Annotated in this window: 16 protein-coding genes and 2 riboswitches; of the genes, 6 read left to right on the top strand and 10 right to left on the bottom strand. The window is 40.6% G+C overall.

Going from position 1 to position 14,256, the window contains the following annotated elements; translation table 11 throughout:
* The coding region (locus AN619_RS12370; RefSeq protein ID WP_278279906.1) for a nucleoside-diphosphate kinase at nucleotides 1–445 on the top strand (445 nt) is incomplete at its 5' end.
* Nucleotides 446–567: 122 nt separating this feature from the next.
* On the opposite strand, the gene AN619_RS12365 is transcribed toward AN619_RS12370, so the two are convergent.
* On the bottom strand, nucleotides 568–1,950 hold the full coding sequence (locus AN619_RS12365) for an MATE family efflux transporter (RefSeq protein ID WP_068557421.1): 1,383 nt from the start codon (nucleotides 1,948–1,950) through the stop codon (nucleotides 568–570).
* 254 nt (nucleotides 1,951–2,204) lie between these two features.
* Between AN619_RS12365 and AN619_RS12360 the strand changes: the two genes are divergently transcribed.
* Nucleotides 2,205–2,882 (top strand): DUF421 domain-containing protein, encoded by a 678-nt coding sequence (locus tag AN619_RS12360; RefSeq protein ID WP_068557419.1) that lies wholly within the window; start codon nucleotides 2,205–2,207, stop codon nucleotides 2,880–2,882.
* Between the two features lie 16 nt (nucleotides 2,883–2,898).
* Nucleotides 2,899–3,279, top strand: coding sequence for a DUF4363 family protein (locus AN619_RS12355; protein WP_068557417.1), 381 nt, complete (start codon nucleotides 2,899–2,901; stop codon nucleotides 3,277–3,279).
* Between the two features lie 220 nt (nucleotides 3,280–3,499).
* On the opposite strand, the gene AN619_RS12350 is transcribed toward AN619_RS12355, so the two are convergent.
* From AN619_RS12350 to AN619_RS12335, 4 genes are read right to left on the bottom strand one after another with little or no spacing between them, the layout of a single operon-like run.
* Nucleotides 3,500–4,417: a dihydroorotate dehydrogenase gene (locus AN619_RS12350; RefSeq protein WP_198153307.1), complete on the bottom strand. Its 918-nt coding sequence runs from the start codon at nucleotides 4,415–4,417 to the stop codon at nucleotides 3,500–3,502.
* Nucleotides 4,410–5,177: a dihydroorotate dehydrogenase electron transfer subunit gene (locus AN619_RS12345; protein WP_068557414.1), complete on the bottom strand. Its 768-nt coding sequence runs from the start codon at nucleotides 5,175–5,177 to the stop codon at nucleotides 4,410–4,412. The genes AN619_RS12350 and AN619_RS12345 overlap by 8 nt, the downstream gene beginning before the upstream one ends.
* A gap of 11 nt (nucleotides 5,178–5,188) precedes the next feature.
* On the bottom strand, nucleotides 5,189–6,133 hold the full coding sequence (pyrF, locus tag AN619_RS12340) for an orotidine-5'-phosphate decarboxylase (RefSeq protein WP_068557412.1): 945 nt from the start codon (nucleotides 6,131–6,133) through the stop codon (nucleotides 5,189–5,191).
* Entirely contained in the window at nucleotides 6,115–7,413 is a 1,299-nt protein-coding gene (locus AN619_RS12335) for a dihydroorotase (RefSeq protein ID WP_330382085.1), read from the bottom strand. Before AN619_RS12335 ends, pyrF begins: the two co-directional genes overlap by 19 nt.
* 407 nt (nucleotides 7,414–7,820) lie before the next feature.
* Here AN619_RS12335 and pyrB point away from each other — a divergent pair, with 407 nt between their 5' ends.
* From pyrB to AN619_RS12320, 3 genes are all read left to right on the top strand, one after another.
* Nucleotides 7,821–8,759 carry an aspartate carbamoyltransferase gene (gene pyrB / locus AN619_RS12330; protein WP_068557408.1) on the top strand — a complete coding sequence of 313 codons (939 nt, stop codon included), beginning with the start codon at nucleotides 7,821–7,823 and terminating at the stop codon, nucleotides 8,757–8,759.
* Nucleotides 8,753–9,181, top strand: coding sequence for an aspartate carbamoyltransferase regulatory subunit (locus AN619_RS12325; protein ID WP_068557406.1), 429 nt, complete (start codon nucleotides 8,753–8,755; stop codon nucleotides 9,179–9,181). The genes pyrB and AN619_RS12325 overlap by 7 nt, the downstream gene beginning before the upstream one ends.
* A 95-nt stretch (nucleotides 9,182–9,276) precedes the next feature.
* Nucleotides 9,277–9,412, top strand: a riboswitch (cyclic di-AMP (ydaO/yuaA leader).
* A gap of 177 nt (nucleotides 9,413–9,589) precedes the next feature.
* A riboswitch (cyclic di-AMP (ydaO/yuaA leader) is annotated at nucleotides 9,590–9,725 on the top strand.
* A gap of 74 nt (nucleotides 9,726–9,799) precedes the next feature.
* Nucleotides 9,800–10,429, top strand: coding sequence for a GNAT family N-acetyltransferase (locus tag AN619_RS12320; protein WP_068557405.1), 630 nt, complete (start codon nucleotides 9,800–9,802; stop codon nucleotides 10,427–10,429).
* A gap of 395 nt (nucleotides 10,430–10,824) precedes the next feature.
* On the opposite strand, the gene AN619_RS12310 is transcribed toward AN619_RS12320, so the two are convergent.
* The 5 genes from AN619_RS12310 to AN619_RS16740 all read right to left on the bottom strand — a co-directional run bounded on the left by AN619_RS12310 (nucleotide 10,825) and on the right by AN619_RS16740 (nucleotide 14,240).
* The gene (locus tag AN619_RS12310) at nucleotides 10,825–11,925 is read right to left on the bottom strand and encodes an acyl-CoA dehydratase activase-related protein (RefSeq protein WP_068557401.1); all 1,101 of its coding nucleotides are present in this window, start codon (nucleotides 11,923–11,925) and stop codon (nucleotides 10,825–10,827) included.
* A complete protein-coding gene (locus tag AN619_RS12305; RefSeq protein ID WP_068557400.1) occupies nucleotides 11,879–12,895 on the bottom strand; it encodes an acyl-CoA dehydratase activase-related protein in 1,017 nt (338 codons plus the stop codon). Before AN619_RS12305 ends, AN619_RS12310 begins: the two co-directional genes overlap by 47 nt.
* Before the next feature lie 165 nt (nucleotides 12,896–13,060).
* Nucleotides 13,061–13,291, bottom strand: a complete 231-nt coding sequence (locus tag AN619_RS12300) for a glutaredoxin family protein (protein ID WP_068557398.1) — start codon at nucleotides 13,289–13,291, stop codon at nucleotides 13,061–13,063.
* An 83-nt stretch (nucleotides 13,292–13,374) separates the two neighbouring features.
* On the bottom strand, nucleotides 13,375–13,938 hold the full coding sequence (locus tag AN619_RS12295) for a 4Fe-4S binding protein (protein WP_198153306.1): 564 nt from the start codon (nucleotides 13,936–13,938) through the stop codon (nucleotides 13,375–13,377).
* Nucleotides 13,939–14,132: 194 nt separating this feature from the next.
* On the bottom strand, nucleotides 14,133–14,240 hold the full coding sequence (locus tag AN619_RS16740; protein ID WP_242867398.1) for an iron-sulfur cluster biosynthesis family protein: 108 nt from the start codon (nucleotides 14,238–14,240) through the stop codon (nucleotides 14,133–14,135).
* Nucleotides 14,241–14,256: the final 16 nt, after the last annotated feature.

Raw genomic sequence — 14,256 nt, 5'->3', positions numbered from 1 at the left:
GTTATCGACTGTCAGTACAAACCTATTTTCTGCTTTCATCTTCTGTGATACAATAGACATGTTCAAGAACCTCCCAACCGTTGATTTTAATGGGGTTTTGTCACTTCTATTATATCACAGAGAGGGGGCTTCTTGGACTTTTTTATTGCCCAAAACTATTGATTTTTCAATATTCATCGCACATCAATTTTGTGCGAAAGTTGATTTAATTAAGTATATGTCTTGCGGGCCTATGATGGTAATGGTATGGGCTGGGGATTCTGTTATAGAAATCATTCGCATGATGAATGGAGATAAATCCCCCACAATGGCACTGCCTGGCACCATTAGAGGAGATTTTGCTTTTCATTTGACAAAAAATATAGTTCATGCTTCTGATAGCATAGACGCAGCGGAGAGGGAGATTAATATTTGGTTTCCTGAACTCAGTAAAGATCGGGCGTAGCCCGTTCATTTTAGACTCTACAAACATTTCAACCAGCATAAGGCCTATCATAAAAACACTTCAACAAGACCTAACTGATAAGAAAAGAAAAAACCTGTAAAGGTACTGCCCCTACAGGTCCTTTATTTCATCATATTCATTCTGTTCCCTGTAACCGCCTTGTTTTTCCATCTTCCTGTTCGATAGTAAACATAGCTGATCAAGGCATTCATACAAAGGCTGGCCAACATGGCGAACCATATCCCCCTTGCCCCAAGGGATGTTCCTGATAGTAACTTGGCCAAAGGTATTCTGATTATCCATAGGGTACAAATAGTAATCAGCATAGATGCAAGGGTATCGCCAGCACCTCGAAGTATGCCATTTAAAGCAAACATAAGGGCAATCGGCACATATCCCCAAGAAACAATCCGCAGATATTCTGCACCAATTCGTATTACCTCCCCATCTCGAGTAAAAAGTCTCATTAAAATTTCGGGAGATACCAATACAATCATGGTAATCAGAACGGTCACCGCACTGGAAAGAATACAACCCCACTTGGCGGTTTCTTTTACCCGGTCTTCTCTGCCGGCTCCTATATTTTGCCCTGCCAAAGTGGAAACTCCGATTCCAATAGCCATGGCCGGCATGAAGGCGAAATTGTCAAATCGCATGGCAGCTCCAAAGGCCGCCACGGTAATAGGCCCAAAGATATTTACGATAGAAGTAATCGCCACGGCGGCCAAGGATACCACAGTTTGTTGTATCCCTGTAGGCAAGCCAATCTTAATAGACTTTTTCAGAATATCGTAATCTATTTTTATTTCTGTGAACCGAAACTTAAATATATGATCCATTTTATCCAGATGGCGAATTCCTAAAACAAAAGAAATCCCCTGGGCAATGGTTGTAGCCAGGGCCGCACCACTTACCCCCATTTTTGGGAAAGGTCCTATGCCAAAAATGAATAAAGGATCTAAAATAACATTCAACACCGTTGCATAAATTAAAAACAATAGAGGTGTTTTTGAGTCCCCCAAGCCTCTCAAAATAGCACCCAAGGCATTATACCCAAACATAAACAGCAATCCCGCAGAAAAGACTATCAAATAGTCTACTGCCATGGGAATAATATTCTCCGGTGTATTAATAAATTTCAAAATAGACTCACTAAACAGAATCCCCACAATGGAAACGGCAATACCACATATACCCACAAAGGCAAGGGTTGTCTGGATTGTCTTTTTCAAACTTTCATATTCTTCAGCACCGAAATATTGGGAAATTAAAATTGTAGCTCCCATGGTTAAGCCGATAATCAAAGAAATAAGCACAAATAGAATCGGAAAACTTACCGTTACTGCCGCCAAGGCTTCGGCCCCTAAAAATTGGCCGATCCATATACTATCTACTACATTATAGGCAGCCTGAAGCAGATTTCCTATAAATATGGGTATGGAAAATTTGATCAAATGGGATCGAATGCTCCCCTCTGTCATATTCAGCTTCTGTAGATTGTTCATTGTTCTCTCCTTATGGCATTATCAAAATTGACTGACCAGTCATTCACTCATAACTATCTTACTATAAAATAGAGTGTATTTTCAATAGAATTTTCAGCATCATGATTATTTCCTCGATTCATGGAAATTATGTAGCACATCTCCCATGTCCATAATCTTTTTTTATTTCCAAATAGTTTTGGAATAAAAAAAACTTCTATAGACAAACTTTATATAGAATAGATGAATGAATGAATAGGAAAGGATGCCGTTCCATGATTATCATTCTGATCAGAACCTTATTGCTATATCTCTTTGTATTGGTCACCATTCGATTGATGGGTAAAGGAGAATTAACTGAGCTTCAACCCTATGAAATGGTTATTATGCTGATGATCGCTGAATTGGCAGCCTTATCCATAGAAGATACCGGTAGACCAATTCTAAATAATATGGTTGCCATCATCACCCTACTTTTTGCACAGATTATTATCTCCTATATCAATTTGAAAAGCCAATGGGCAAGACGCATTATTTGCGGGAAGCCCAGCATTCTAGTTCATAGGGGAAAAATCAATACAGAAGAGTTAAAACGTTTGCGAATTAATATCAATGACCTAATGGAACAAATTCGGGAAAAGGATTATGCCAGCCTTGCAGATGTGGAGTTCGCCATTCTTGAAACAAACGGAGAATTAAGTATTATCCCAAAGGCAAATAAAAAACCTGTTACTGCTGAAGATCTAAATATCACTCCTGCGTATGAAAATCTGCCGGTTTCCTTAATTATCGACGGCCATATTCATTATGAAAATCTGAAAATCGCACAGTGCAGCGAGCATTGGCTGATGGACCAATTAAAGATGTACCAGATTGATAATTATAAGGATGTATTGTTTTGCTTTCTTGATGAAAATCGAAAACTTCATGTGCAAAAAAAAGACAATCAGTAGGAGGTGTCCCTTTGCCATGAGATCATTGATTGGTGTTTCTATAGCCATCCTAGTCATCATTAGCGGCTGGTTTCTTTCTTACCGCCATGTGGACAACCATGCCGAAAATTTCATCGAATCACTGAATTTGCTGGAAAGAAAGATAGAAGCGGAGGAATGGGATATGGTCATGGAAAAATATTCAGAGATGAAAGCCCAGTGGCATCAAATTCGACACCGATGGGCCATCATCATAGATCACCATGAAATAGACAATATCGACCTTGCCCTAGCAAGAACCCGCAAGTATGTCCAAGAAAAAGATAAACCCCTTTCCCTAGGGGAGATCGAAGTCTTAAAACAGTTGTTTCAAATTGTAAAGGAAAGTGAAGCTGTTACATTAACAAATATATTGTAATGTAATGGCCTTGTAGAAAAATCCTTGGAACTTTCCTCACTATTCTGACCTGCACCCCTTCTCTAAATAAGAAAGTCTTCCGTTGGAAGATTTCAAAGAAGACTTTGTTGAAGACCATGACAGAAATTATGGCTTATCCATAGTTTATGGAAATGCATCATTTCCTATGTGTTATAAGAAAAAACAAGCTGGGATGATTCCCAACAAATCGTTTTTTTCTCTATGAAAAATTCAATTTCCCTATAATATCTTTTACCGATTGATACCCTTTTCTCTCAAGATAATCTGCAATTCCATCATAAATTTCCATGGTGACATAGGGATTTATAAAGTTGGCCGTTCCGACGGATATAGCACTGGCTCCTGCCAGTAGAAATTCAATGGCATCCTGATCATTTGCAATGCCTCCCATGCCAATGATCGGTATCTTCACTGCCTTTGCTGCTTCGTAAACCATTCTAAGGGCTACAGGCTTAATGGCCGGGCCTGACAATCCTCCGATTCCTCGGGCCAACACAGGTCTTTGCCGTTCAATATCTATACTCATACCGATCAGCGTATTGATGAGAGATATGCAGTCTGCCCCGCCTTCTTCTGCTGCTACGGCAATTTCTCCGATATCCCTTACATTAGGACTTAATTTCACAATCAAATATTTTGGGGTAGATTGTCGCACACACCTTGTCACCCTATGGACCATCTCCGGATCTCTCCCAAAGGCCACGCCTCCTTCCTTTACATTGGGACAGGATATGTTGAGTTCCAAGGCATCTACCGCCGTATCAGAAAGCCTTTCCGCCAGTCTGCAATATTCCTCGATGGTATTTCCGTTAATATTGGCGATGATCTTTGTATGAAATTGAGATAAGTAAGGCAGTTCTTCCTTAATAAAAGCTTCTACCCCCGGGTTTTGCAATCCCACACTGTTAAGCATTCCCATGGGGGTTTCGGCTACCCTCGGCGTAGGATTTCCTTTTCTTTCTTCCAATGTCAAACCCTTTACCATGATGGCGCCCAAACGGTTTAAATCCACATATTCTCCATATTCCCTTCCAAAACCGAAGGTCCCTGATGCCACAGTAATGGGATTTTGAAGCACCAATCCGTTCAAATCTACAGACATGTCTATTTTACTCATCAAACATCACCTCATCTCCGGAAAATACAGGGCCTTCTTTACAGGTTCTTACATAGTCCCAGCCCTCTCCCGCCTTTACTTTGCAACTGCATACCAGACATGCCCCTACTCCGCATGCCATCCTCTCTTCCATGGCCAATTGAGATTTGACGCCATATCTTCTGCTTATCCTCTGTACTTCTTTTAACATTACTTCCGGACCGCAGGCATAAATCATATCCATACTTCTCTTTGCTAATTCTTCCTCCAACAACGTCGTCACATAGCCTTTGTATCCTACACTTCCATCTTCCGTAGCCACTTTCACATGATGGCTATACCTTTGGAATACTTCCACAAGATAGGGTTCTGCTCTAAAGCCCAAAAGTACGGTCACGTCCTTGTCTTTAAATATTCTGCACAATTCCAGCAATGGTGCAGTCCCGATGCCTCCACCGACCAGGATGACCTTTTCCCCTTCTATGGTAAAGCCATTTCCCAAGGGCCCCAGCAAATCCAATGATTCTCCTGGTTTCCTGCTACACAGCAATTCCGTACCTTTTCCGGATTTTCTCACCACAAAGCTGATGCCGATCCCTTGAATCTCACACACGCTGATAGGTCTTCGCAATAGGGGATACCAATCTTCTCCGGCCCGGATATGAAAAAACTGACCTGGTCGAATATTTTCCCATCCTTGGGGCTTCTCTATCACAATTTTATAAACATCTGGTCCAATGCATTGTGTTTCAATAATTTGGCATATTTTACGTTCTTGCATCCTATCCCTCCTTACCAGTACTTTTTTCCATTTTCATCCAAAGCATCATTGATTTCTTCTCGCATCCTGGAAGTCTCTGCCCTTGCAGCTTTCCCGAAATCTTCTTCCCCATATTCCTTGGGATTTTTCCGATAAGCATATAAAATATCCCTTGAAGAGTTGATGATGGCACCCAGTCCCTTTTCGTCAAAACAATCCAAGATGTCTTTTGCAGTTCCTCCTTGGGCTCCATAGCCCGGCACCAGGAAATAGGATGCAGGCATAAGCATGCGGAGGGTTCTGGCTTGCTCAGGATAGGTAGCTGCCACCACGGCTCCCACCGATGCATATCCATATTCCCCTAAGGTTTCTTTGCTCCATCGATTCACCATCTGGGCAACAATTTCATAAATTTTCATTCCTCCCGACTCCAGGTCCTGCAGTTGGCCAGAGGTAGGGTTAGAAGTTTTTACAAGAACAAACATTCCCTTTTGGTACGTTTGAATGTCTCCTATAAATTCCTTCAGACAATCATCTCCCAAATAAGGATTCACCGTAACGGCATCCACGGAAAAGGCCTCCAATTTTTCATCTTCCACCTGGACCATGCCTAGATGGGCATCGGCATAAGCCTTTGAGGTCGTACCAATATCCCCTCGCTTGATGTCTCCGATCACCAATAGCCCCTTCTCCTTCGCCAGATTGCAGGTTCTTTGATATGCTTCCAAGCCCTCGAGTCCATACTGTTCATAAAAAGCAATTTGGGGCTTTACTGCTGGGACAATATCGTATACTGATTCAATGATTTCTCGGTTAAATTCCCATAGGGCCTCTGCAGCAGCCCGTAGGTTTTTTCCATAGAGCCCATAATGCTTTTCCCGAATAAATTTTGGTATCATTTCCAGTCTGGGATCTAATCCCACCACCACATTGCTCTTCTTTTCTTGAATCTGCCGAATCAATCGATCGATAAACATACAATCTCTCCTTTCTCCACGACAACTTTTCCTCCTACCAGCGTATACAACACTTTTCCAAATACTTTCCTGCCATGAAAAGGCGTATTTTTTCCCTTGGACACAAATCTGCAGGCATCAATCACCCCTTCTTCTTCCAAATCCAAAATTACCAAATCCGCCACACTGCCCACTACCAAGGTTCCTTTGTCAAGGCCGAGAATAGTTGCCGGTTTGCAACTCATTTTATCGATGAGTTGGTGAAGGGTTAATCTTCCCTTCCGTACCAGCTCTGTATAGGCGATGGCAAAGGCCGTTTCTAATCCGCTAATGCCAAAGGCCGCCCTTTCATAGTCTACCCTTTTGCTTCCCTCATCATGAGGGGCATGATCCGTAGCAATCATATCAATTGTTCCGTCCCTTAAACCTTGAATTACGGCTTCCACATCTGCTTGTCCCCGGAGGGGAGGATTTACCTTTGTATAGGTATTTTCCCTTGTGACAATTTCATCGGTCAGGGTAAAGTGATGGGGTGCAACTTCACAGGTGACCTTTATTCCCTTTCCCTTGGCCCTGCGAATCAGTTCAACGGACTCCTTTGTACTTACATGGGCTATATGCAGGCAGGCATCATATTTTTTCGCAAGGGCAATATCTCTTTTCACTATTTTCCATTCCGCCACACTGGGAATTCCTTTCAGCCCGGTCCTTTTGCTGGCATTCCCTTCATTGACACTCCCCCCTTGGGTCAGCTGATGATCCTCACAATGATCAATCAGAAGAATTCCATATCTTCTTGCCTCCGCAAAGGCCCTCTCCATAATCTCCATATCCATAGGCGTCTTTCCATCATCGGATATGGCCACGATTCCACTTTTTACCAATTCCCCTATATCCGTCAGTTTTTTTCCTGCAATATCCTCTGTAATACTGCCAATGATCAGCACGTTGACAATTGCTTCCGCCTCCGCCTTGTCCCGGATATAGGCAACGATCTCCTTGGAATGGATAGCAGGCTGTGTGTTGGGCATACAAGCTACAGTTGTAAATCCCCCTACGGCTGCACTCATGGTACCTGTACGAATCGTTTCTTTATATTCAAAGCCCGGCTCCCTTAGATGCACATGCATATCAATAAACCCCGGTGCCACAATTTTATTTCGTGCGTCAATAATCCTGGCCTGCTCTGCATGGATATTTTCCGCAATCATGCTGATTTTTCCATCCAGAATCAATATATCGGCAACCCGGTCTATTCCCTTTGGGGGATCAATGACTCTACCACCTTTGATTACAATCATCATACGCCTCCTTTTCCCCATAAAAAAACCTTCTGCCGGAGACAGAAGGTTGCAATATACCTATGACAAAAGACAGATACGGATTCATCGTATCCTTTTCACTCCATATTCCATCCTTACCGGCCTCACAGGACCAATTTAAAGGCATTTCTATTTGTTTTGTTTCATGTTATCATATTGCTTTTATCATTGTCAACCAAAATATTTTTAACGTTTTCTCATTGACATCCCATGTTTTCTATGATAGGCTTAAGAAAATGAATGTTCCTTTAAATTAACCCCGTGAGGTTAAAAAGGTTATATACAGCAGAATATATTGTTGTTTTGTCATGCCTTTTTTCCTCATGGAAAAAAGGCTTTTATATACCTTTAAATTGGTCCAGAGAGACTAAAAAGGAGGAGAAAAAATGAACAGGAAACCAGTAAGACATCTCATCGAACCAGAAGATTTTACCATCGAAGAGCTAAACGAAGTTGTGGAATTGGGCAAGAAAATGTACGAAGCCCCAGAAAAATATGCAGCCGTCTGTAAAGGAAAGATCCTGGCCACCCTTTTCTATGAGCCAAGTACGCGAACAAGATTCAGCTTTGAAACAGCCATGTTAAGACTGGGTGGCAATATTATCGGCTTCAGCGATGCCAATACCAGCTCCGTGTCTAAGGGCGAAAGCATTGCCGATACTATTCGATGCATGTCAGCCTATGCCGATATTGCCGTTATGCGCCACCCGAAGGAAGGGGCGCCAAAATTGGCTTCCCTCTACGCGTCTATCCCCATCATCAACGGGGGGGATGGAGGCCATCAGCATCCGACCCAAACCCTGACAGACTTACTCACTATTAAAATGTATAAAAGAACCATTGAAAATCATACGGTGGCTTTTTGTGGGGATTTAAAATTTGGAAGAACTGTCCACTCCCTCATTCGCACCCTAGCAAGATACAATACAAAAAAATTTATCTTAATCTCTCCTGAAGAGCTGACGCTGCCTGACTCATTAAAAAGAACCTTAACGGAAAACTTTGGGATAGAACTTCAGGAAGTTCGCTACATTGAGGATGTTATTGGAGAAATTGATATTCTATACATGACAAGGATCCAAAGAGAAAGATTTTTCAATGAAGCAGATTATGCAAGATTAAAAGATAGCTATCTATTAAGTCAGAGCAAATTGCAACATGCCAAAAAAGATATGATTGTCATGCATCCGCTGCCTAGGGTAAATGAAATTGCCTATGACGTAGATGATGATCCTAGAGCTGTATACTTCAAACAGGCAGAGTTCGGTGTATATGTAAGAATGGCTTTAATCACAAAATTATTGGGGGTGGATGTGACATGTTAGAGGTAACAAGCATAAGAAAAGGAATTGTTTTAGATCATATTTCTTCCGGCAATGGCTTGAAAATATTTAACAAACTTATGTTGGATCGCGTCGACTACCCTGTTGTTCTGCTGATGAATGTATCCAGCAAACAAATGGGTAGAAAAGATATCATCAAAATAGAAAACAATATTGACATTGATTTAGATTTTTTAGGCTTAATCGACCATCATATCACCGTGAATGTCATCGAAGACAACAAAATCGTCAGCAAAAAGAAAGTAGAAATTCCCAAAAAGGTAAAAGGCATTTTTTCCTGTCATAATCCCAGATGCATCACGAATTTTGACGATTATGTAAAACCTACATTCCATCTGGTTTCGGAAAAAACTTTAGAGTATAAATGCAGCTACTGCGAGGAAATCACCAAATATAAACTATAAACTTTTTCTAATTTTTTTATTTCTATATGTTTACAGCACCCTTTCTATATGATATAATAATCTTTAAATATCATCTGAATTCACAATTTTATAGTCAATTTGGAGCGCTGAGTTCTTACAAAACAAGAAGCGGGGGAACCATTCTTTTGGGGTGAATCTCTTTTCAGAGTAGGGTCATCTTCTTTCGATCCGAATCCGTCAGCTAACCTCGTAAGCGTGGAAAGAGGAGATTGATTGCGTGATAATGATTACGTTGACACGTTTGGTTTTTTATTCTCATTATCCCAATAAACCAACTATGGTGAAATCTCCATAGTTTTTCTTTTTCATCCTTCCTCATTTCCTAATTTTTGCATATCTTGTAATCCCTCACTTTTGCATCTTTTAGGCTCCCTATTGACTCTGTGATCAAACAATGCGCTGAATTCTTACGAAGTAAGAAGCGGGGGAACCATTCTTTTGGGGTGAATCTCTTTTCAGAGTAGGGTCATCTTCTTTCGATCCGAATCCGTCAGCTAACCTCGTAAGCGTGGAAAGAGGAAGATGTGGTTATGGATCTCCATATGCTCATTTTCCTTAGTCATGAAAAAATCAAATCAAAAAGGAGGATGAAGATTTATGGATGCAATGAATGTTTATCAAGGATTAGAGAGAGGTGCCATCCTTCCGGGTATTGACACTATTCAAGTTCGGAAGGCTACTTCGAAGGATTTGTCTGCCATATACCGCGTAGCTTGTTCTGTAGGCTCTAAAACCAAAGAATCCTATGCCGGTTTTTTAATGGATGACTATACTGCAAAACCAAAATATTATCAGAAATTTTTTATGGAAAGGATACTGGAATTGGATCATTTCTATGTAGCTGAGGCCTCTGGCATCGTCGGTTTCCTCATGGCTTATACAAAAGAACAATGGTTAAAATATAATCCCAATTGGATAGAAGATACCTATTGGTGTCCTGATTTCGATAAGAAAAAAATAGACAATTTCATTGTCATTGACAAAACTGCCATTCTTTCAAATTTGACAGGGAAGGGGATTGGCAGCATTCTTTATAAACAATTGATGAAGGATTTAAAGAAAAAAGGCATCCAAGATATTTTTGCCGAAACCATTATCAGTCCTACGCCCAATTTTGCGTCCCTGGCCTTTAGAGAAAAACAGAAATACACCTTATCCGGAGTACGTTACGAATTCTATAACAGTATCCTTTATACCGATTTAATCTACCACAAGCCCGTTTCTTAATCAATGAAACAAACCAAAAAAACGATGGAGTCCTTTTCGAGCCTCCATCGTTTTTCTGTTACAATCCTCGTCTCCAAAATTCCTTTGGTACTGGCGTCTCCCCTTTGGCAGGGTAAATCAATTATACCACTTCGGGTGATATTCTTAGGAGTACTCCTCCGACACCATTCAGCCCTCGGTTTATCTTCTCCGGCCCAAAGAAATTTTCTTAGCACCTTGATTTATCCCTATGAAGATTACGTCCAATACTTTGACCTCGGCAATTTTTCCGATCCCTTCATAGGTTTCTTTCAGGGATGACAGACAAAAAGGATGTCTTATAGGATAAGGATATTTGCTTCTGATTCTGTCAATGATATGCTGAGGATATAAAATTTTGAAAACGCCGTCCTTGCTCAGTTACTTTTTTTGCTTTTGTTTTTCTCTCTTCTATTCCTTAAAAGATCGATATAAGCCTCCAGCCTGGTCTGATACCCTGCTTCCCCCGTCATCTCATCAATCATCAGGGACAAAACCGGAATATTTTTTTCCTCTTGCACCTTCGGCATGATGCTCATGGAAACAATTTCGGGCATGCAGGTAAAGGGCATCAACTGAATGACGCCATCATAACCTTCCTCTGCGTATCGTACCGTATTGCCGATGGTCTCTCTCCCATGGCCGCCGATACATACTTGCACATAAGGTTCTGCTGCATCCCAAATACGTCTTTCACGGCTAGTACCAATGCTTCGATAATAAATAACATCCGTCATCCATTCTCCTGCACTCAAAGACTTATGGACTTCTACGCCCATATCGTTCAACTTCTTTCCAATATCTAAATTAGAAAAATCATCAATAACAGTATAAATCTCCCCTACAATCCCTACTTTTAAAACATCCCTTTTACGGTCTAGGGGAACCTCTTGCAATCGACCCATAGCCCAATCCATATGATGTATCATCGCCTTTGATCCCGTGCTATCTTCTAGTTTTTTCACAAGTTGATGGTATAGTTCATCAATATCTCCTTTGTTTACTTCATAGGGTCTTAATCTTAATACTTTTTCCTCAAAACCATTGATCTTCCTTAATACTTTCATGGCATTTGCAAAGCATTTCATAATCTTAATAGGATTTTTCGTATTGGTAATCTTTCCTATGCGATTACAAAATTCAACTATATCTCCTTCGGGTATTTCAAGAACTACAATTTCCACATTGTATCCCAAATCCCTTAATATTTCTTTTTGTACCTCTGAATAATATCCAAATCTGCAGGGTCCACAACTTCCTACAATGGCAATGGTATCGGCTCCTTTCTCTATGCTCTCTATGTAATTTCCTAAGTTAATTTTCAAGGGCAGGCAGATCAATTCCGGTGCATATTTTGTCCCCAACTCTAAAGTTTTTTTGCTGCATTTCGGAGGTACAACGGTTTCTACCCCTAAATCATCAAATAACGCTTTAATGGGTATGTATGTATTGCCCATGTGTGGAAAAGTAATTTTCATGATTTCTCCTCCATTTGATCATATCTACAAAGGCTTCTATTCTGGTATCCATCCCGGCTTCCCCCGTATGCTCATCCAGCGTCAGCAGCGCAAAGGGTTTATTGGAATGTCTTCTTATTCTCCGTTCTACAATATCTGCAATCACAGAATCCAAGCCACATCCAAAGGAAGATAGATAGATAATTCCACGGACCTCTTCCTGCTCCATGACATGAAGGGCGGTGCCAATAATTTTCCTCCCAAAACTCCAGAACATTTTTTTATCCATGGTGGCAGCCTTTTGATTGATGACAATTTTGTCCATACATTCAGGTGTGAGTACATCCAGTTGATGACTCCTTAACTTTTCAATGATATTCATACTGATATAGGCATCATAAAGATTATAGGGGTGTCCAAGAAGGGCAACTTTATCCCGATGGCAGATATTCTGATGCATGGACTGGTCTCTATCCCCTTTCAGCATATCGATGGGCAACCATCCCTTCCCCAATGCTTCCTTGTATCGATAATAATTTTTTAAAGCTTCCTGGAAAGCTCCTTCAATTTTTCTTATATCCTTTGTGAAATAGCTTCCTACCTCCCATACAATTTTTGATAAATCTTTTTTTGATTTCCGAAAATCTATGGTAGGCTGAATCATGATTGGTAATTTTTTTATGGAGTGATTCACCATTTCCGGCAATCCACAGAACTTAGGGCATATATATTCATTTCTGTACACACTCATCAGCCTAGGCAGAAAGATATAGTCTACCTTCCGATCTACTAAATCCATGACATGCCCATGGTATACTTTTACAGGCAAACAGGCTTCATCTACTGTATTTTTGACTCCCATCTCAACAATTTTTTTGTTAGTAGGTGCAGAAATTATCACTTCCGCATCAAGACATTTGAAAAATTTGGTCCACAGGGGTCCATAATAATAATATAGCAATCCCCTGGGTATACCAACGCGAGCTGTCATTGTATCTCTCCCCCAACCTCATGATATTTTTCTATATTGTCTTTTTTCTCATATGTATTACCTATATCAGTATGTACCATTCTGCATGATTTTAAACTTGCATTTCCCTGCAAAGCAAAAAAAGCTATGATTCCTTAGAATCACAGCTCTTTTCCCATCATGTTTTTAACCCAGCAGTTGTTCTAATCTTTCCTGATCAAAACCTTGAACAATTTCATCTCCGATCTTGATCACAGGAACTCCCATGAAACCCTGAGTCATTAATTCTTTGCGTGCTGCCATATCCCTTGAAACATTCTTCTCTACATAGGAAATTCCCCTTTTCTTAAAAAACTCCTTTGCATAATGGCAGTAAACACAGGTATCACTGGAATAGATCGTTACATTTTTATTCATAATATCTCCTCCTTTATTTTACCTTCATTTATGAATATATTTTCCTATGGACTTCATTTCCTGATTCTTTTATGTCCTAGCGATCATGCCACCTTTTTCCCATTCCCCACGTCTTTTTCCATCTTTTCCATCCTTTTTCTATCTTGGGCTTCTTTTATCAAGCCTGTCGCATACCCCATCGGGCATACCTGGCACCAGCTTCGGGGCTTAAATATCACGCCCATGATCACCCCAAGGGCCAAAGAAGCCATCATCAATCGAAAAAGCCCAAATCCTACAGCCTTGATGACATTGGATGCCTGAAAAGCATGATATAAAGATATGCCAAACATCGTCATCATGAGAATTAAGAGACCGTTCTTTACATTTTTCCCTTTCAGAGATTTCGGTAAATTATGCGCCATACTGATATTCTGTAAAAATTTTCCTAAAATAGACCCCCTTGGACAGTATTTGGAACAATGAATTTTGCCCCTGCCTCTGAAGGCATGGTAAATCGGTGCTCCCATGCAGATAAATCCTAACAAGCCAAAACGTATATCTACGATGGATAAGGTGATAAACAAAACCATCAATATCCATGACCATGATTGATGGGATTTGCTTCCGGACATATGGTCACCCCTTTCTGTCATCTTTTTTTCCATTAGCAGGAAGACCCTCCCCCCTCCGGAATAATCCGAAAGCCTTTGCTGAACCATCCATCTGAATAATCAATCTGAAATCCATGATACTGTTTCAGCAAGTCCCTCTCAGCAATTATTCTGATGCCGTTAATCTCTTCACTGTAATCTTCTTCGTTCTTAAACTCTTCCAGAGTTATACCAAAAACTGGACCTCCTCAGCCAAAAGCTTTCACCACAATCCTCAAAAATTTTTCTTCCATGTTTTTATCCTTCAACTGTTGTTTGATCATCTCCTGTGCCTTCTGAGTAATCGTTATATGCATGAATATTCCTCCTTTC

This window comes from Thermotalea metallivorans (assembly GCF_001562415.1).
GTDB classification, from domain to species: Bacteria; Bacillota; Clostridia; order Peptostreptococcales; family Thermotaleaceae; genus Thermotalea; species Thermotalea metallivorans.
This window is presented reverse-complemented; position numbering and strand designations above follow the sequence as displayed.

What these genes read in the sequence shown, in the direction of transcription:
- AN619_RS12365 (WP_068557421.1), bottom strand. Translation starts at nt 1,950, where the DNA reads ATGAACAATCTACAGAAGCTGAATATGACAGAGGGGAGCATTCGATCC.
- AN619_RS12360 (WP_068557419.1), top strand. Translation starts at nt 2,205, where the DNA reads ATGATTATCATTCTGATCAGAACCTTATTGCTATATCTCTTTGTATTG.
- AN619_RS12355 (WP_068557417.1), top strand. Translation starts at nt 2,899, where the DNA reads ATGAGATCATTGATTGGTGTTTCTATAGCCATCCTAGTCATCATTAGC.
- AN619_RS12350 (WP_198153307.1), bottom strand. Translation starts at nt 4,417, where the DNA reads ATGAGTAAAATAGACATGTCTGTAGATTTGAACGGATTGGTGCTTCAA.
- AN619_RS12345 (WP_068557414.1), bottom strand. Translation starts at nt 5,177, where the DNA reads ATGCAAGAACGTAAAATATGCCAAATTATTGAAACACAATGCATTGGA.
- pyrF (WP_068557412.1), bottom strand. Translation starts at nt 6,133, where the DNA reads ATGTTTATCGATCGATTGATTCGGCAGATTCAAGAAAAGAAGAGCAAT.
- AN619_RS12335 (WP_330382085.1), bottom strand. Translation starts at nt 7,413, where the DNA reads ATGATTGTAATCAAAGGTGGTAGAGTCATTGATCCCCCAAAGGGAATA.
- pyrB (WP_068557408.1), top strand. Translation starts at nt 7,821, where the DNA reads ATGAACAGGAAACCAGTAAGACATCTCATCGAACCAGAAGATTTTACC.
- AN619_RS12325 (WP_068557406.1), top strand. Translation starts at nt 8,753, where the DNA reads ATGTTAGAGGTAACAAGCATAAGAAAAGGAATTGTTTTAGATCATATT.
- AN619_RS12320 (WP_068557405.1), top strand. Translation starts at nt 9,800, where the DNA reads ATGGATGCAATGAATGTTTATCAAGGATTAGAGAGAGGTGCCATCCTT.
- AN619_RS12310 (WP_068557401.1), bottom strand. Translation starts at nt 11,925, where the DNA reads ATGAAAATTACTTTTCCACACATGGGCAATACATACATACCCATTAAA.
- AN619_RS12305 (WP_068557400.1), bottom strand. Translation starts at nt 12,895, where the DNA reads ATGACAGCTCGCGTTGGTATACCCAGGGGATTGCTATATTATTATTAT.
- AN619_RS12300 (WP_068557398.1), bottom strand. Translation starts at nt 13,291, where the DNA reads ATGAATAAAAATGTAACGATCTATTCCAGTGATACCTGTGTTTACTGC.
- AN619_RS12295 (WP_198153306.1), bottom strand. Translation starts at nt 13,938, where the DNA reads ATGGAAAAAAAGATGACAGAAAGGGGTGACCATATGTCCGGAAGCAAA.
- AN619_RS16740 (WP_242867398.1), bottom strand. Translation starts at nt 14,240, where the DNA reads ATGCATATAACGATTACTCAGAAGGCACAGGAGATGATCAAACAACAG.